A 17,264-nucleotide genomic window follows, 5' to 3' on the forward strand; every position below is an offset into this window, starting at 1 on the left:
ATTAGTTCACCTAGAACGAATTTGATTGACACTTAAGGTATATACACCAGGGATAAAGAAAAAATCCTCTTTTATTTATTTTGTGTAGGAATATTACAAATAATTTTAGTAAATTAAAAAAAGGAAGGCTCAGTAAAAAAACGTGTACATTGAAATCTATATATCACTGGGCATCGAAAGAGAACGCTGCGTTTCCACTAGATAAAATACAATTGCTAACTCAATAGTTGAGAAACGGAGGGACATTTATGAATACTAAAATTATTGGGTCGGGCAGCTATCTTCCGGACACTATAATAAACAACACACATTTTGAAAATCGTGTTTTTTTGGATGAAACAGGCGAGCCAATCAAATATCCCGAGTCCATTATAGGCAAGTTTAAAGATATTACCGGAATTTCCGAACGTCGTTATGCTGCGGAGAATCAAGTGGCCTCTGACCTTGCATTTATTGCGGCAGAAAGAGCAGTCGCAAATGCTGGAGTAGATCAAGAGACACTCGATTATATCATTGTAGCGCATAATTATGGAGATGTACGTTATGGAAAGACTCAATCGGATACCGTACCTAGTTTAGCCGCTCGGGTTAAGAAAAAATTAGGAATAAAAAATCCGGGCTGTATCGCTTACGACCTTCTATTTGGCTGTCCGGGCTGGAATGAAGGGATGATACAGGCGAATGCATTTATCAAATCGGGAATGGCCAAACGTTGTATGATTATTGGTACCGAAACTCTCTCCCGAGTCGTAGATCCCTACGATCGTGATTCGATGATCTATGCTGATGGTGCGGGTGCAGTTATTGTAGAAGGAACAGCCTCGGAAGCAGGATTGCTCTCTTATCAGAGTGCAAGTTATACTTTTGATGAATCCGATTACCTTTATTTTGGCAATTCCTTTAACAGCCAACACGAACCAAATACATGCTACATAAAAATGAAAGGGCGGAAAATATATGAATTCGCACTCAACAAAGTCCCTTTAGCCATGCAGGCCTGTATGGAAAAAGCTAATTTAGATATTACTGCAATAAAAAAAGTATTAATTCATCAGGCTAATGAGAAAATGGATGAGGCTATTATTTCACGATTCTATGGTTTATACCACATGCAGCCGCCAAAAGACATCATGCCTATGTCTATTCATAAATTTGGAAATAGCAGTGTAGCAACAATTCCAACGCTTTACGATTTAATCAGACAGGGAAAAATGAATGGTCATTCCTTTCAAAAAAATGACATTATCTTATTTGCTTCGGTAGGTGCTGGAATGAATATCAATGCTTTTACCTATAAGCTTTAGTGTTAATGACTCCTGAAATTTTTATTCCTCTTCTGGAGAGAATTTAAACACTTGGCCTTAATCGAAAAAAGTTTAATTAATGAGGCGAGCATAAAAAATTTGCACATAAAAAAGCGAGCAAAAGCATGGTCTAATACTCCATCCTTTATACTCGCTCCAAATTAATAATCTACCATTATTTTAAGACAAGCAATCTGCTACACGGCTTATTTCTTTTTCTTTCGGAAGACATTATCTGTTAAATCTTTTGAAACCGAGTCTTTCTCTTTTTGATAAGAAGACTGCGTTTTTTCTTTGGTGCTTTTTTCCTTTTTTTGATCTTTACTCATGACCTATGAAATTTATATTGTGAAGATACCCGATAACCATAAAAACATTAGCAGCGGGTGATTAAAATTATGTGCGGTTGGTTCTAACAGAAAATTTCGCGATTGGGTGATTGGGGAAATTTAAAGATAAAACAAGAAGCTTTTATCATATTTGGCTTACGAATGGGTTATGTAAGTAGTAAACCTTATTCCTAAAGATACGAATAATAATTCGCATTAAACCATTTACGAAAAAACAATTATATACACCGGAATTAATATAATTTAAACGGTCGTCTTTTAAAGGCCATTCGCATCCGTATTCATTTATTGACTTTGAAAAGCTGATACCTCAGTCAAATAATTTTTTCATTGTCAGCGCTCTTGGCGCGTAAAGTTTGGATAGCGCAAATTCAAAGAAGACAGCAGATAAGTCATTTAAATACTTGTCTTAGGACAAGTATTTAAACCAGAATATCTTTTAGTTTTATAACACAAATCTGTTTTTCTATGCACGTTCTTTTTTCAGTTTTCACCTTAGCATGTATCGTTTTATTTGGACTGGCGTCCCCTAATAAAATGATCATCATTCCTATGATGATATGGTCATTTGCACTTTCAGCAGTCTCATCATTTAATATTTTCCTATCATTTCCACCTTCTTTTGTGCTCATCCTTGTGAGTGTTCTCCTGCTCAGTATAAGCTACTATAGATTATCAAAAAATGTAAGGTTGAACGTTTATTACCTGTTGGGTATCCATATCATTAGAATCCCGATTGAATTCATCATTTTCCAACTTTTCAAGCATAAAATGCTCCCCATCGAAATGACCTTTCTTGGTTGGAACTATGATCTATTTTTTGGTGTCACCGCCATTTTATTTTTAGTATTCAGTAGCCTAAATCCCAGAATATTGACATCTGCACTTTTCAAAGTATGGAATATTTTAGGGATATGTTCGTTATTGCAAGTCGTTGTTATTGGTATATTATCATCGCCATTACCTTTACAAACAATGGCATTTGATCAACCCAATATTGCTGTACTACAATTTCCATATGTCTTGCTTCCAACTATCATAGTACCTATTGTCATATTATCTCACTTTCATCTTTTGAGGAAAGCCATCAAAGTAGAAAAAAGGTAGGATGCTGCAAACATCACTTAACTTGTAATTATCATGTTTTTTGCAAATTAAACACTGTACCCGCAGGGTCAGTTATCCAGTGCATATTTTCTGGAAGTTCCTCGATTTCGTCACAGGTTTCCACTCCATTTGATAACAGATAATCGGTTGCCTCCGGGACATTAGGAACAGTAAGCTGCAACCAAGTTTCGGAATGAGTATAATTATCCACGCAATCTAACCAAATGATATTGTGTCCAAATTTCACTTCATGTGTCCTCGAAACCGTCGGGTTATTGATTGGCTTCTCCTCCACATCCAATTTCAGTATATCCCTGTAAAATGCAACAGTCTTTTCGTATTTATTTTTGGGAATTTTTATAGCGATATTAATCCCCGCTTCAAATTTTATGTTCATATTTTTGTTCTTAAATCACAAACAAAATAGTAAAATTAATTAGTCAAAACGCTTGTCCTATGACAAGATTTAGCTTTGGTAGCAGGACAAATCCATATCAGGATTAACATAAAAAATAGTACTTTAGATATAATTAATCAATTTTCGACTTATCCCTTAACAAGGTAAAATTTTATATGATCCCACAGTTATACACTTACCTAAAAATTATCGTTATATTTCTTCTTTTTGACGTTTTAATATACTTAAGGTTACGCAGACTGGCTGTATGGAAATCACAGCCATTAGTTGCAAACATCATCTGGTGGCTATTGAGTATTTCCTCTTATGTCTGTATATTCTTAAATTTATTTTTTGAATGGAGCAATTTTATCGCTGTTTGTTTCATGTTCTTCCCTATTTCCCTGTTATTGGGAAAAGCGATCCTGTTTCTATTTATTGGCGTTGATGCACTATCGGCGTTCATCATAAATATTTTTAGACGGCCAACAGAGAACAGCATGGTAGTGGATTCAAATGGTAACAGCGCGCGCATGGGAAGATCTGATTTTATTATCAAAAGTGGACTTTTGATAAGCAGTATTCCATTGGTGGCGTTGACCCGTGGGTTTAAGTCCAATCTTTATAATTACCGGGTCAAACATGTTAACCTGATTTTACCAAATCTTCCTAGATCTTTCGATGGTATTACTATCGCTCAGATTTCAGATATACATGCCGGGAGCCTTTATAATTTAGATGCAGTAACAAAAGGTGTAGCACTACTGCTTGCACAGAAACCGGATATGATTTTTTTTACAGGAGATCTAGTAAATGATTTTGCTGAGGAAATGGATGATTACCTCCCCATTTTTAACAAGCTAAGCGCCCCGCTCGGCATTTTTTCAATTTTGGGAAATCATGACTATGGAGACTATCATTTTAATAGATTTCATTTCAACAATAAACATACCTCGACAAAGAAGGAGAATTTAGTCAATGTAAAAGACATTCATCGTAAACTTGGTTGGCAGCTCCTTCTCAATGAATCAAAAGAGGTCAGCCTAAATAACGAAAAAATCACCCTCATCGGTGTCGAGAATTGGGGCGTAAACAACCCGCACAACTATGGTGATCTTGATCTGGCTATGTCCAAAATGGATCCCTCCTCAGCAGTCAACCTGCTGCTTTCACATGACCCCTCACATTGGAGAGCTGAGATATTACCAAAATACCCCATGATTGATGTCACCTTTAGCGGACACACGCATGGCGGACAATTTGGGTTTAGCCATCCTGACTATCAATGGAGTCCAATCCAATACGCATATCGTGAATGGGCTGGCCTATACCAAGAGAAACATCAATCGCTTTATGTCAATGTTGGTTTCGGCTACCTCGATTACCCAAGCAGATTGGGGATACTGCCTGAGATCACGATATTCCATTTAAAAAATAAGGTGTAGCCCCATAAATATTGAATTATGGAACACACCTTATATAAATTAGAAAGTTTTATCAATAAAAAACTTTCGCTAGACTAAACGACTTACTTAAAATGTCGAAATTCGTTCCTGCCTCCCCTACCTCGGATATTAGTATATCAATCTAGGGTCGTAAGTGGTATGCTTTGGGCTGAACGAATGCCCGAATTCCCTGCGCGGATAAGGTTGATCCCAATCCTGAGTTTTTCCGCCCCGACCAAGGGACATTTGGACTTACCCTATCGCAGCAATTCCAATATACTGTTCCCGTATCCATTTTTTCGAGGATGGTCATGGCCCGCTCTTCGTCACTGGAAAACACAGCCGCGGTCAAACCGTATGTGGTGTCCTGCATTAAACGGACTGCCTCATCATCTGAAGTTACCTTCTGTATGCCGATCAATGGCCCAAAAGTCTCTTCTTTCATCAATTCCATTTCATGGTTACAGTGTTCAAATACCGTAGGCGCATAATAATATCCGGTTTTTTCCAGTGCATGCCCACCTAGGCGCAACGTCGCTCCTTTGGCGAGTGCATCTTTTACTTGTGCATCAAGCACAGTAAGCTGGGCGGCTCTGGTGAGCGGCCCGATAAATACATCCTGCATCATCGGATCTCCAATAGTATAAGAGGCTACCTCTTCAATAAAGGCTTCAACAAACTGATCATAAATCTTATCCGAGACATAAATGCGCTCTACAGCACAGCAGCTCTGCCCATTGTTGTAAAAAGCACCTTCTGCGGCGAGAATCGCAGCTTTCTTAATATCAACGATATCATCGGTGACATATAATGGATCCTTCCCCCCGAGCTCCAGTTGAACCGGAACCAGTTTATGTGCCACTGTGGTAGCAATATGGACACCGGTCTTATACGAACCTGTAAAAAAATAACCAGCTAAAGGCAGCTCCAACAACCGTTGTCCAATTTGGCCATCTCCAACAATACATTTAAATACGTCTTCAGGAATCCCCGCTTGATATAGGTATTTTTCAAATCGTATGCCTGTAACGGTAGCGAACTCGGATGGTTTATAAAGAACGGCATTTCCAGCCGCCAACGCATACAGGAATACATTAAATCCAACGTTATATGGGAAATTCCATGCCGATATATTGGCGATCACTCCCAATGGTTCATACACGATCTTTTCATGTGTTGTCCCTTCCGTCGTAATGAGTTCCTCCGAAAGCCATCGGCTGGCGTTTGCTTTAAGATGCTCAATACGGTTTTGTGCACCCGCAATTTCGTTCAGCGATTGCGTTATAGGCTTTCCTGTTTCCCTTGTCAGGATTTCAGCAAGCTCCTGTTTATTGGCCAGAATTAACTGACCAAATTCAATTATACAGTCTAAACGTTGTTGTAGTGGTACTTTTGACCAGAAACGTTGCCCTTTTTTCAAAACGTTAACCGTTACATCCAATTCAGCAGCCGTGATGGCAGGGATCACAGCGTCCACCTCTCCTGTGGCAGGGTTTCTAATTTCTATGTTGTTTTGCATGTTCAAGAAAAACATTAAAAATCAATTCTTCATCCAAAAGCTCGCCAGCTTGCGTGCCCGAGAACTCTGGGTGCCATTGTACTCCCATAACTTTACCGGCAGCTACTTTGGTATATCCAAATGCTTCTATAAAACCATCCTCTGAATGAGCATATACTTCCAAATCTTGTCCCAGTTGTTTGATCGCCTGATGATGTACAGTGTTTACCTTAGGGTTAGAAACATGTCCATACAGATCACCAAACAAGGTTCCGGAAACAAATTTAATAGGGTGATTAATCGTATCGTATAATTCCGCCGATCGATGGACTCCCGCAACGGGTACCTGTGAAGGAATATCCTGATAAAGCGTGCCACCAAAATAAACGTTCATTAATTGAAAACCCCGACAAATCCCCAATATTGGCTTCTCCTGCTTAATCGCGTAATCCAGTATTTTTAATTCATACTGATCCCGATAAGCATCTCCTTTCCATCGACCTATTGGAACTTCACCATAATACCCCGGAGCGATATCACTTCCGCCCTGGAGGATGATACCATGCATCTGATCAATGATTTCCGTCAACAAGCTATCATCCAAATCTGGGAGCAGCACCGGAAGTATGCCCTTTTTCCCGATCCAGCGTGCCATGTCATTTTCCATATAGCTCAACGATTTGGGCCCAAAAACAGCACGATCCTTGTCGGGATAAAAAAAGCATGCGCTTATTCCTATTTTGATCATACTATGTTTACTAAAATGCTGTTTCATAAATAGCTAGAAAGTCTTCTGTTGTAACCGGCTTAGGATTTGAGGGATGACAGAAATCTGCGTATGCTAATTCCGACAATGGTGCAAGATGTTGCTTTTGCACACCTATGGAGGATAAACGCGTCGGTAAATTCAAACGTGTATTGAGTTCAAATAAATAGTCTACGACTTTATCCCCAGCATTATTACCGATACCAAGCGCAACTGCAATCTTATCAAAACGATCTTCGAATCCTGCATAGTTAAATTGCATGCCATAGGGTAGATTAATGGCATTTGCAAGCCCATGATGTGTGTCCAACAAAGATGAAAGCGGATGTGCAAGGCTATGTACGATACCCAGTCCCTTTTGAAAAGCCACAGCTCCCATGAGTGAAGCTAAAAGCATCTTGGAACGCGACTGTAAATCAGATTCCTTGGTTGCTTTTTCAATAGACCCGGCTACCATAGCCATCCCTTCTAGCGCAATACCGTCACACATTGGATGATATCCTTTTGCCAGATAAGCTTCTATATTATGGGTGAGTGCGTCCATCCCCGTTGCTGCCGTAACAAATGCCGGGAGGTCCATGGTAAGGAGTGGATCCGCAAAGACTATTTTCGCCATCAATCTTGGACTGAACAGAATACGCTTTTTCTTGGATTCGTCTTCGGAAATAATGGCACTTCGGCCGACTTCACTTCCGGTACCGGCTGTAGTGGGTACCGTGATCAAGTGAGGGATCTCATTGGTCACATAGATATCTCCCCCGATAAGATCGTCATAATCAAAAAGATCACGGTGATGATGCGCGCGAAGTGCTATTGCACGGGCAACATCAAGTGCTGCTCCGCCACCTACACCGATAATAGAATCTCTATTGTTGTCCCGATAAACATCACCGCCCTGCAGTACATCAGATTTAACGGGATTTTTGTGCAGATCGTGATACACGACCACATCAATTCCTCTGCTCATCAATTTACGCTGGATATCCTTAAAAAAAGGAAGCTCAGCAATAGTTGGATCCGTTACTAATAAAGGCCGAATAAGACCATTATTCAACAGATAATCCGGTAATTCATTGATTGCTCCTGCACCGAAACGAATGGGTGTAGGAAAATTAAAGCCATAAATTTTAGCTGTATCCATCTTGCAGTTAAATAATTTCAAAATATCTTTTTGTTTCCCAATCTGTTACTTGTTCCGAAAACTGACGCCATTCCCAAAGCCTTGATTTGCAAAAGTGATCAACAAATCGTTCTCCAAACAATTCCGAAGCGATTTCAGACTGTGCCATCCGACCGGTAGCTTCATAGAGATTCCTCGGCAGAATACCATGTTGTAAATCCTTATAACCATTGCCAACAGTATTCGGATTATCCAATGATAGCTTGTGTTTGATCCCGTAGAGCCCACTGGCCAAACAGGCGGCGATGGCAAGGTATGGGTTGACGTCTGAGCCGACAACGCGGTGCTCAATACGAGTCGCCTTCGGTCCACCATCAATAACACGGAGTGCAGTAGTTCTGTTATCAATCCCCCAGGTTAAGGTCGTCGGAGCCCAAGCCCCTTCCGTGAGTCTTTTATAGCTATTTACAGTAGGAGCAAATAAGGGTAGAACATCAGGTAAACAATATAGCTGCCCAGCGAGAAACTGCTTCATCAATTCACTCATACCCCGTTGGTCATCTGCGTCATAAAAAAGATTTTTCTCCTGTTTGAGATCCCACAGGCTTTGATGTACATGTCCACTACAGCCGGGCAATTCTTTAGTCTGTTTGGCCATGAAACTGGCAACGATACCATGTTTTTTACCGATCTCTTTTACGGCTGACTTAAAGAGTGTGGCCCTGTCAGCAGCTTCAAGTGCATGACTACATTGAATAGCAGCTTCCAGTACACCAGGCCCTGTTTCTGTATGCAATCCTTCCAAAGGGACACCAAACTGTTCGAGCATCGCCAACAGGTCCTGAAAAAAGCTGTAATTGTCAGCCATCCGCAATATGGAGTATCCAAACATACCGGAGGTGATCGGTGTCATGTCTTTAAAACTATTTTGGGAAGATCCATTAGTTACTTTTACAAAATTAAACCACTCAAATTCCTGTGAAAAAATAGGTTTGTATCCCAAATCCTCCGACTGTGCAATGATATTTTTAAGAAGTGCCCTTGGACAGACATTTTTGTCTGTAGCTTCTGACGTCTCAAAATCGGCAAGAAAGAAAGGAATATCTTCTTGCCAGGGTATCTTACGGAAGGTGTTTCCATCTATACGTGCAGGAAAATCGCCATAACCAGTATGCCATCCTGTAATTTCTACATTGTCATAAACCTGATCATTGACATCCCATCCAAATACCACGGAACAAAAACCAAATTCACTGTCCAATGAAGAGATAAACTTGTCCCGATGCATAAATTTGCCACGCAATACACCGTCGATATCCGCTACTGCGACTTTGACATGTGTACTCTTACTTGTCTTTAATTTGGAAATAATTTCTTTTTTGTCTATCATAATTTGACGGTTTTATCCTTGTCAAGGAAGATTAGGAAATAAAGATATGATAAGATGACAAGCCCAAAGAATAATAAGGCTGTCAATGGGTTATAAAATATCATAGCAACCAGACAGATCACGGCAATGATCAGTGCGAGCATCGGAAATACGGGATATAAAGGAACTTTAAAGGGGCGTTCCAATGAGGGTTCTTTTTTACGTAAGGCGAAAAAAGACCACATGGATATGATATATAGACTGATTGCTCCAAAACAGGCAATGGTAATAATTCCTGCTGTCTTACCCGTCAGTAGTGCAACAATACCAACTGCCATATTAATCAATAATGCATTAGCCGGCGTTTTAAAGCGGGAATGAACTTTTCCCAAGATGGATGGTGCATACCCTACCCGTCCAAACTCAAAGGTAGCACGCCCCCCAGCCAAGATAATTCCATGGAAGGATGCAATAAGTCCAAGCAGACCCACGCCGATAAGCAGTTTGTAAAGGATGTGTGAACTATTCATAACGTTGGCAATGGCAAGAGGTAAGGGCGAATCCGAAGCTTCGGTGCTGCCCGGAGGATAGACGACAGCTTCCCAGCCCGCGACTCCGACTGCCGATAAAAATGTAATGATACACAACACGACCAAAGTGACAATAGCCGATCCAAAACCGATCAACACATTTTTTTGTGGATTGATAGTTTCCTCGGCGACGTTGGCAACACCTTCAATGGCAAGAAAAAACCAGATGGCAAAGGGAATGGACGCAAAAATGCCAGAATAACCATTCGGAAGCGCATTTTGCTGTAGATTGGAAAATTCAAATGCCGGCAGTGTCACACCAGCAAATATCAGCAACTCAATAACTGCCAGAACCGTAACAACCAATTCAAAGGAAGCGGCAAGTTTCACCCCTAGAATATTCATCGTCGTAAAAATCAGATAGGCTCCGATAGCAAAAATTAGGTAGTCAACATCGGGATGGAGCAGATGTAGATAAGCTCCTATCGCCGCCGCAATGGCTGGCGGTGCAAACACAAATTCTATATTTTGAGCAATTCCGGCAACAAATCCCAAGTGTTTTCCAAGTCCTCGATTGGCATATTCAAAAGCTCCCCCAGCTTTTGGTATGGCACATGCCATCTCTGTATAACTGAATGTAAAGGTTAGGTACATAATAATAACAAAAATCGTTGCGATGGCTAACCCCAATGTCCCTCCTTCTGCCAGTCCGAGGTTCCACCCAAAATACATTCCTGAAATAACATACCCTACACCCAATCCCCATAACATAACGGGGCCAAGGACTTTCTTTAATTGGGGATCACTCATAATTCTTTTTCTAGGTTGGCAACTGATATTAAGCAAGATGAATTTACTACTTTAATTTAAATTATAGTATTTAAAACCTATCATTATCTTTATTTTAGTAAAATAATATTAAAATATTATTATTTTTGGATGTAAAAACCTAACGATACGCTTATACCCCTTTGTTTTTAGATTTAAATTACTACGACAATGAAATTAGATGAAAAAGATCTGATGATCTTGGACCTTTTGCAACAGGATGCCAACATGAGTAACAAGGAAATTTCCGATCGCGTCAACTTATCCATGACTCCTGTATACGAACGGATTAAGAAATTGATGACAACAACTGTGCTCAGGCAAAAAGTATATCTACTGGATCGGCGAAAACTCGATCTGAACCTTATGGTCCTTGTATCCATCAGTATGGAAAAACATTCAAACGAAAGCGCTTTGCTGTTTATGGAAGAAATACAGAAATTTCCGGAAGTGGTCGAATGCTTCCACGTGACCGGTGCTTTTGATTACCAGCTCAAGGTTATGGTCAGGGATGTCGACCACTATCATGAATTTAACTTCAATAAACTGGCGACGATTAAAGGAATCCGGCATATGGAAAGCTATTTTGTGATGAAAGAAATTGTTAATACTACACGACTGCCACTTTTCCTTTAAGTTGCCCTGCCTTGCAAATTAAAATTTAGCTGTAAATTTCCGGAGCATGATATGCACTTACTTGACGAAAGGTGCAGTCCCTACAGCTTATTAGCCTTCCATTGCTGGTATCTTTTGCGCATACAATGGCCACAAGGTCTATATCCATTGCTGATTGCCTCGGTTTCATCTTTAAAGAAAATCCGATGCTCGACTTTCATTCGTTTACCGGACAGGCAGTCTAAACGGCCATAAATCCTCGTCTTTTGATAGCCACCCAAAGTAATTTCGCCCTTTCGAATGAAGGAATTTAAGGACTTCTTTCTATCGGCAGTTGTCTCTCCCAAATCTATATGTCTGACCATTGTGTAGGACTAGTTTTTTATGATTTAGCGTCATGAAAGATCAAGCCTAAGGTATGCCGATTGCCACTATGAATAGTCGATACACCATGCTTCATGGTCACGCGGTAGTAACCCTTTGCCCCTTTAACCGGACGGAAATTAGTAGCGAACACAATAATATCACCCTTTTTTGGCTTAATGACATGCGTACGGGATTGAGCCATCGGTATATTTTCAGTTAAAATAAACTCTCCTCCCGTATAGTCTGTATCGATATCATCCAAAAAAAGAACAAGCTGCATCGGAAAGAAAATCTCCCCATAAAGATCCTGGTGCATGGTGCAGAATCCACCGGCACCATACCCAAGGATTAAGGCCGTAGCCTTCTCCTGACCATTCTTCCTACATTGTTCAATAAAATCCTGATGTGTTGGCGGATACCGTCTAGCTATTTTTAAAACCTCCATCCATCTGTTGGCAAGAGGCATCAAATAACCGTAAAAGTTTTCCCTTAATTCGGTTAGGATACCGGGCAATGGATAATGAAAATACTTATAAACGCCACGGCCAAAACGGTAGCGCTCCATGACAACGGTCTTCCGATAACGATATTCACTCTTAAACTCTCCTAACAATTCGGCACATTCCTGATCATCTACAACATCGGGAACAACCGCGAACCCCTTGTCGATCAATGCGTCAAGAATAAGATCCCATTGTTTCGTTTTTAATCTTTCTTCTATTGTGTGCATACCTGTTATCTAAATAGTCTATTTTACCTACCTGGCATCCGTTAGCTAAGTCCGTCATGGAATATAATGCCAAGGCTATGCCTCATTCCGCTGTGCAATGGGCTAACGCCGTGTTTCATATGGACACGATAATGGCCTTTAGTTCCTTTCACTGAGCGAAAATTACTCGTAAAGACGATCATATCACCGCGATTGGGTTTTAAGACATTGACCTTCGATTGTGCTCGCGGTATCTGTTCCGTGATCACAAATTCACCGCCCGTATAATCCTGATCCACCTGATCTAGCAACACCACGATTTGTAAGGGAAAATAGATTTCACCGTACAGATCCTGATGTAATGTATTAAATCCGCCCACATTATACTTTAAAATAAGGACGGTCGGTTCCAGCTGTCCATGTTGCTGACAAAGATTTCGCATGGCAGCATGCGAAGCCGGAAATCTTTTATCCATATTGAGTTCCTGCATCCATTGATTGGCAACCGGAGCGATCATACAGTATACTATTTCCCTGATTGCCGTGATCAGTCTCGGCAATGGATATTGGAAATATTTGTATTCCCCTAGACCAAAACGGTAACGCTCCATCACGATCGTCTTTCGATACCTATTGTCAGCACCGTACGCTGCAACCAGTTCATCACAGTCTTCTTTATTCAGTATATCAGGTACAACCACAAAGCCCCTATCATGCAATTCCTCGGTGATCAACTCCCAATCCTTGTCCAAAAATCTTGATTCCATATTTTCCATGACGATAATTTTCAACAGTTCAAAATTACCCCTAACAAGCAAGATAAAAAATCCGAAATATGCTATTTTCTCTTTTTTAGAAATAGGATATCAATTGTAAAAAAACACAACGAATTATCATTCGTATCGCTTATCGAAAACCAGTGAAAAGAACCACTTAAACGAAGAAAAAACAATGGGTAGATATAAGTATAAAAACTAAAAAAAGAACAGGTTTTACGTTAAAAACAGAAAATCAAGAATAAATACAGATCGATAGAAAAGCTATTTTCCAGTTCTAGGTGCACGAAAGTTTATTTAAGTTAGATCGGCAACACATTAAGTACTAAAGATTTAGTCAATTATTTCACCGTTACCTTCGGTCCGCCGCTCACGAAATCTTTGAAGATCTTCCAGGCTCGGTCTGTCCCAATCTTCTACTTCACCAACAATTTTCAAAGTAGCTGTGGAACGGTATGAGCGCGTCGGATTACCAGGGAATTTTTTATCTGTTAGATTTGGATCATTTTCAAAGATTCCCGTCGGTTCAATAATATAGACACGCTCGCGACCTTCTTTCTCCTTTTGCCAAAGCAGCAGCGAGTCCGGCACCGCTAACTAGCCCCGTAAAATAAATATGATTCATGGTCAGTTCAGGCTGATAATTCGATTTCCCGCCAGCAGTCAATAGGTCGCCTACTTTCAAGTCAGCTTTGGTGCCATGGTAAAAAGGTCCAGTATCCGATGGTTTTTCGTTCAGGATTGTAGACAACTCAGCATATTCCGCTGATTTTTGGCTATCTCCCAGATCTCCGTAACATTTGGCAAGCTTCTGATACAGGTTCGGTAGCGCACTTTTAACTGTATCGTCATTTAGTTTTAAGGCATGGCTCAAGGCCTTTTCGAGCCATATCAATCTATCTGAAACAGTTTTTTGCTGCCGGGCTACATAATAAGCTGCAAGAAAGCATTCGTGATCGTTGGTAGCTCCGCTCCAGGCCTGCATAAATAGTTTAAGGGCTTCTTCAGGCTGTTTTGCTTCTTCCATGCTCAAGCCCTGAAGACAAAGTTTAACAACATTGTTGAAAGGTGAAAATTCCATATATGCATTATTTTTCTTACATCGCTGAATTGCCGATAGCACATGGAGACTTCAAATCCACATGTACAGCTAACTTATGGATTAAAGTTACGCATTCCACCCTTATATTGTCGCGATTGCACCGCATTCGTATTTTTAAACTTCGCTAAATTTGGATTAATAAGCAAACACTTGAAACAATGAGAAAGATCAGAATTTTCGAACACATCTCGCTCGACGGCGTCATCGAACACGATGGAGATTACACTTATGGCGCATGGACAACAGCCTATAGAAGTCCTGCAGGAGCGGAAATGCTCTTTCAGACCTATGGTTCGGACTTTGACCTTCTTTTGGGCCGTCATACCTATGATATCTTTAGCAGCTTCTGGCCCAATGCAGGCGATTTTCCAATGGCCAATGCAATAAATGCTGCTACGAAATACGTCGCAACTCACCGTCCCGACAGTTTAATCTGGGGGCCTGTCAAAAATTTAGGCAACAACATTGAAGTTGCTATTCATGCACTTAAATCAACAGACGGTCCCGATCTGATCGTTGTGGGAAGTTCCGCACTGACCTCCCTTTTACTTGAGCAAGGTCTCGTTGACGAAGTCGTGCTCATTACTTACCCTGTTCTGTTGGGGCATGGCAAACGTTTACTGTCAGACAAGGTAAATGCGCAAAAACTCGCTTTTATCGATTCAAAGGCAACTCCTACAGGCGTTTTCATCAATAGCTATAAATATATTGGATTATTAAAAAAATAATAGTTCGACAGGAGAAATAAGGCACTATGCGATTCAAATGTATATCGGTTAAGCATACTTCGAGTTAGTTTTATGTTTCAAAAGGCTTACGCTCAGTGACCTGCAGCCATAAACTATGCGATCACGATGTTATTTATTTAAATATGTCCGGTTTCTTGTATATTTGATTTAAAACAAATCATTTCTATGAAAAGAACCTTATTATTCGTTGCTATTATTTGTAGCTCTTCCTTTGCCTTTGCGCAAAAAACAACCTACAAAGTCAATACACAAACATCAACGATCAAATGGGAGGCAAAGAAAGTCGTCGGTGGTCATGTCGGTACCATAGCCTTGAAAGAGGGAACGATCCAAACTGATAAAGGTAAAATTACAGGAGGCGGATTTACCATTGATATGAATTCTATGGCCTGTACTGATGCGCCGAAATTAACCGGTCATCTTAAAAATGAAGATTTCTTTGATGTACCTAAATATCCAACGGCAAAATTCGTTATCGCCAAAGTGGATAACAGCAAGACTACTCCAATAATCACAGGTAATCTTACAATTAAAAACAAAACGAAAGCCATATCTTTTCCAGCAAAGGTAACTAGCACCGCCGATGGGCTTTCCGCTGAAGCATTGGGTGTAAAAGTAAATCGACTGGATTTTGATATCCAATATCGTTCGGCAAGCTTTTTCTCTGATCTCGGAAACCGGGCTATTGAAGACGAATTTACTTTGGATATTCAGATCAAAGCCACAAAATAACTTTCAGAACAAAAGAGGTTATAGCAACCTCTTTTAACCAGCTATCATTGATTGCCTAAATCAATTCAATTCCCTGTGCGATATATTTATTCATCTGTGGGCTCGTTGAATCGTTCTCCGTGACGATGATATCAAGCTTTTTGGTCTCATCAATGATAAAATTTGACTCCGTATCAAATTTATCCGATGTACACAATCCAACGATCCGGACGCTCTGTTTCATCATCGCCCGCTTTGTTTCGGCATCCTCCTGATAATTGCACGATAAATTTTCGGGAGTAATCGAACAAACACCCAAGAAATATAAATCAGCCCTAAAATTAGCGATACTTTCCAACGTCGTATTGCCAAATGTTGTAAAGGCCGATTTGTAAAGCCTGCCTCCCAAAAATATTATTTCTATCAAAGGATGGTCCTCAATCACACTCGCAACAGGAAAGCTATTCGTAATGATCGTAACCTTAAGATCCTTCGGTAAAATTTTAGTTAACTCTAAAATGGATGTACCTCCATCGAAAAAAAGTACCTGATCATTTTTAATCAATGATAGTGCTTTTTGCGCAATGATCCTTTTCTGTTCCAACCCCGCCTTCTCGCGATCACGATAATGGTATTTTTTTTGAACAATGCTGTGCGCCCCCCCCCTTACCCCGCGAAGAAGATCCCGATCATTCAATTCCTTAATATCTCTCCGTATGGTATCTTCGGATACCGAAAGCTTTTTACTCAAGGTCTGAAATGAAACCGACCCCTCCCTATTGGTGATATCTAAAATGGTTTGTAGACGATCGTACTTTAGCATAGGAACAAATATATAGATTTAACAGAATAAAATAAATTGCAAAAAACTGCTATAATTGCAATATTTTGCAATTATATAATTACATTTGTGCCATAATAAAAATAAAAATTATGATAAAAAAGACAATTTCCATCGATATGGACGGTGTACTCGCAGACATCCAACGGCATTATCTTTCACATTATTTTGATGAAACTGGTATACGGATAAATGAGAACGATATCGTGGGACTAAAAGAAGCGGATTGTTTACCTGATAAAACGGCAGTCTTAAGATATTTGCATAAACCGGGCTTTTTCCGCAGCATTCCCGTTGCACAAGATGCACAAGACGTGGTGAAAGAATTACAGCATTATTACGATATTTTTGTTGTATCCGCCGCGATGGAATTTCCAAATAGTCTTTTAGAGAAACGGGAATGGCTACAGGAATATTTTCCATATATTTCTTGGAAAAACATTGTGTTCTGTGGGAGTAAAGGGATTATAGACACCGATTTTCTCATTGACGATCATCTAAAAAATTTAGACAGCTTTTCTGGAAAAGGGCTTTTATTTGATACATTTCACAATGTCAATGAGCACCGGTTTGAAAGATTGAAGAACTGGACGGACGCACATCGTTTTTTTACCGCTGATCTGTAAAATAAGACGTCCAACGGTTAAACTACAGCTGGCCAATCGCAAGATTAATTTGCCA

At 40.1% G+C, this 17,264-nt stretch carries 18 protein-coding genes and 1 pseudogene; 6 read left to right on the top strand and 13 right to left on the bottom strand.

Annotated elements, in window-relative coordinates:
- Window positions 1-248: 248 nt before the first annotated feature.
- Window positions 249-1,304 (top strand): ketoacyl-ACP synthase III, encoded by a 1,056-nt coding sequence (locus G6053_RS19390; protein WP_165307999.1) that lies wholly within the window; start codon window positions 249-251, stop codon window positions 1,302-1,304.
- A gap of 206 nt (window positions 1,305-1,510) precedes the next feature.
- Here G6053_RS19390 and G6053_RS30945 read toward each other — a convergent pair whose 3' ends face one another.
- The 3 genes from G6053_RS30945 to G6053_RS19400 all read right to left on the bottom strand — a co-directional run bounded on the left by G6053_RS30945 (window position 1,511) and on the right by G6053_RS19400 (window position 3,158).
- Window positions 1,511-1,633, bottom strand: coding sequence for a hypothetical protein (locus G6053_RS30945; protein WP_277603180.1), 123 nt, complete (start codon window positions 1,631-1,633; stop codon window positions 1,511-1,513).
- Window positions 1,634-2,076: 443 nt separating this feature from the next.
- The gene (locus G6053_RS19395) at window positions 2,077-2,286 is read right to left on the bottom strand and encodes a hypothetical protein (RefSeq protein ID WP_108633304.1); all 210 of its coding nucleotides are present in this window, start codon (window positions 2,284-2,286) and stop codon (window positions 2,077-2,079) included.
- Window positions 2,287-2,792: 506 nt separating this feature from the next.
- Window positions 2,793-3,158 (bottom strand): hypothetical protein, encoded by a 366-nt coding sequence (locus G6053_RS19400; protein WP_108633302.1) that lies wholly within the window; start codon window positions 3,156-3,158, stop codon window positions 2,793-2,795.
- 176 nt (window positions 3,159-3,334) lie between these two features.
- Between G6053_RS19400 and G6053_RS19405 the strand changes: the two genes are divergently transcribed.
- Window positions 3,335-4,603 (top strand): metallophosphoesterase, encoded by a 1,269-nt coding sequence (locus tag G6053_RS19405; protein ID WP_241254771.1) that lies wholly within the window; start codon window positions 3,335-3,337, stop codon window positions 4,601-4,603.
- A 142-nt stretch (window positions 4,604-4,745) separates the two neighbouring features.
- Here G6053_RS19405 and G6053_RS19410 read toward each other — a convergent pair whose 3' ends face one another.
- From G6053_RS19410 to eat, 5 genes are read right to left on the bottom strand one after another with little or no spacing between them, the layout of a single operon-like run.
- Entirely contained in the window at window positions 4,746-6,122 is a 1,377-nt protein-coding gene (locus G6053_RS19410; protein WP_165308001.1) for an aldehyde dehydrogenase family protein, read from the bottom strand.
- Window positions 6,100-6,849 (bottom strand): gamma-glutamyl-gamma-aminobutyrate hydrolase family protein, encoded by a 750-nt coding sequence (locus G6053_RS19415; RefSeq protein ID WP_165308003.1) that lies wholly within the window; start codon window positions 6,847-6,849, stop codon window positions 6,100-6,102. The genes G6053_RS19410 and G6053_RS19415 overlap by 23 nt, the downstream gene beginning before the upstream one ends.
- 10 nt (window positions 6,850-6,859) lie before the next feature.
- Window positions 6,860-8,008 (bottom strand): iron-containing alcohol dehydrogenase, encoded by a 1,149-nt coding sequence (locus G6053_RS19420; protein WP_165308005.1) that lies wholly within the window; start codon window positions 8,006-8,008, stop codon window positions 6,860-6,862.
- Between the two features lie 7 nt (window positions 8,009-8,015).
- On the bottom strand, window positions 8,016-9,377 hold the full coding sequence (locus G6053_RS19425; protein WP_206531778.1) for a glutamine synthetase family protein: 1,362 nt from the start codon (window positions 9,375-9,377) through the stop codon (window positions 8,016-8,018).
- Window positions 9,374-10,696 carry an ethanolamine permease gene (eat, locus tag G6053_RS19430; RefSeq protein ID WP_108633298.1) on the bottom strand — a complete coding sequence of 441 codons (1,323 nt, stop codon included), beginning with the start codon at window positions 10,694-10,696 and terminating at the stop codon, window positions 9,374-9,376. Before eat ends, G6053_RS19425 begins: the two co-directional genes overlap by 4 nt.
- A 189-nt stretch (window positions 10,697-10,885) precedes the next feature.
- Between eat and G6053_RS19435 the strand changes: the two genes are divergently transcribed.
- Window positions 10,886-11,350, top strand: a complete 465-nt coding sequence (locus G6053_RS19435; protein ID WP_108633297.1) for an Lrp/AsnC family transcriptional regulator — start codon at window positions 10,886-10,888, stop codon at window positions 11,348-11,350.
- 80 nt (window positions 11,351-11,430) lie between these two features.
- Here G6053_RS19435 and G6053_RS19440 read toward each other — a convergent pair whose 3' ends face one another.
- The 4 genes and pseudogenes from G6053_RS19440 to arr form a co-directional block, all read right to left on the bottom strand.
- A complete protein-coding gene (locus G6053_RS19440) occupies window positions 11,431-11,694 on the bottom strand; it encodes an Ada metal-binding domain-containing protein (RefSeq protein WP_165308007.1) in 264 nt (87 codons plus the stop codon).
- Window positions 11,695-11,711: 17 nt separating this feature from the next.
- Window positions 11,712-12,425, bottom strand: a complete 714-nt coding sequence (locus G6053_RS19445; protein WP_165308009.1) for a 2OG-Fe(II) oxygenase — start codon at window positions 12,423-12,425, stop codon at window positions 11,712-11,714.
- A 41-nt stretch (window positions 12,426-12,466) separates the two neighbouring features.
- The gene (locus tag G6053_RS19450; protein ID WP_165308011.1) at window positions 12,467-13,180 is read right to left on the bottom strand and encodes a 2OG-Fe(II) oxygenase; all 714 of its coding nucleotides are present in this window, start codon (window positions 13,178-13,180) and stop codon (window positions 12,467-12,469) included.
- 408 nt (window positions 13,181-13,588) lie between these two features.
- Window positions 13,589-13,931: pseudogene (gene arr / locus G6053_RS31050) on the bottom strand (NAD(+)--rifampin ADP-ribosyltransferase); the annotation flags it as partial.
- 509 nt (window positions 13,932-14,440) lie between these two features.
- On the opposite strand from arr, the gene G6053_RS19460 reads away from it, so the two are divergent.
- Together G6053_RS19460 and G6053_RS19465 are read left to right on the top strand one after the other, a co-directional pair.
- Window positions 14,441-15,010, top strand: coding sequence for a dihydrofolate reductase family protein (locus G6053_RS19460; protein ID WP_165308013.1), 570 nt, complete (start codon window positions 14,441-14,443; stop codon window positions 15,008-15,010).
- Between the two features lie 186 nt (window positions 15,011-15,196).
- Entirely contained in the window at window positions 15,197-15,763 is a 567-nt protein-coding gene (locus G6053_RS19465) for a YceI family protein (protein ID WP_108633292.1), read from the top strand.
- A gap of 55 nt (window positions 15,764-15,818) precedes the next feature.
- On the opposite strand, the gene G6053_RS19470 is transcribed toward G6053_RS19465, so the two are convergent.
- Window positions 15,819-16,565, bottom strand: coding sequence for a DeoR/GlpR family DNA-binding transcription regulator (locus G6053_RS19470; RefSeq protein WP_104381115.1), 747 nt, complete (start codon window positions 16,563-16,565; stop codon window positions 15,819-15,821).
- Window positions 16,566-16,675: 110 nt separating this feature from the next.
- Here G6053_RS19470 and G6053_RS19475 point away from each other — a divergent pair, with 110 nt between their 5' ends.
- The gene (locus tag G6053_RS19475) at window positions 16,676-17,209 is read left to right on the top strand and encodes a 5'(3')-deoxyribonucleotidase (protein ID WP_241254774.1); all 534 of its coding nucleotides are present in this window, start codon (window positions 16,676-16,678) and stop codon (window positions 17,207-17,209) included.
- The last annotated feature ends 55 nt before the right edge of the window (window positions 17,210-17,264 follow it).

It is taken from the genome of Sphingobacterium sp. DR205 (assembly GCF_011064245.1).
Classification (GTDB): domain Bacteria; phylum Bacteroidota; class Bacteroidia; order Sphingobacteriales; family Sphingobacteriaceae; genus Sphingobacterium; species Sphingobacterium athyrii.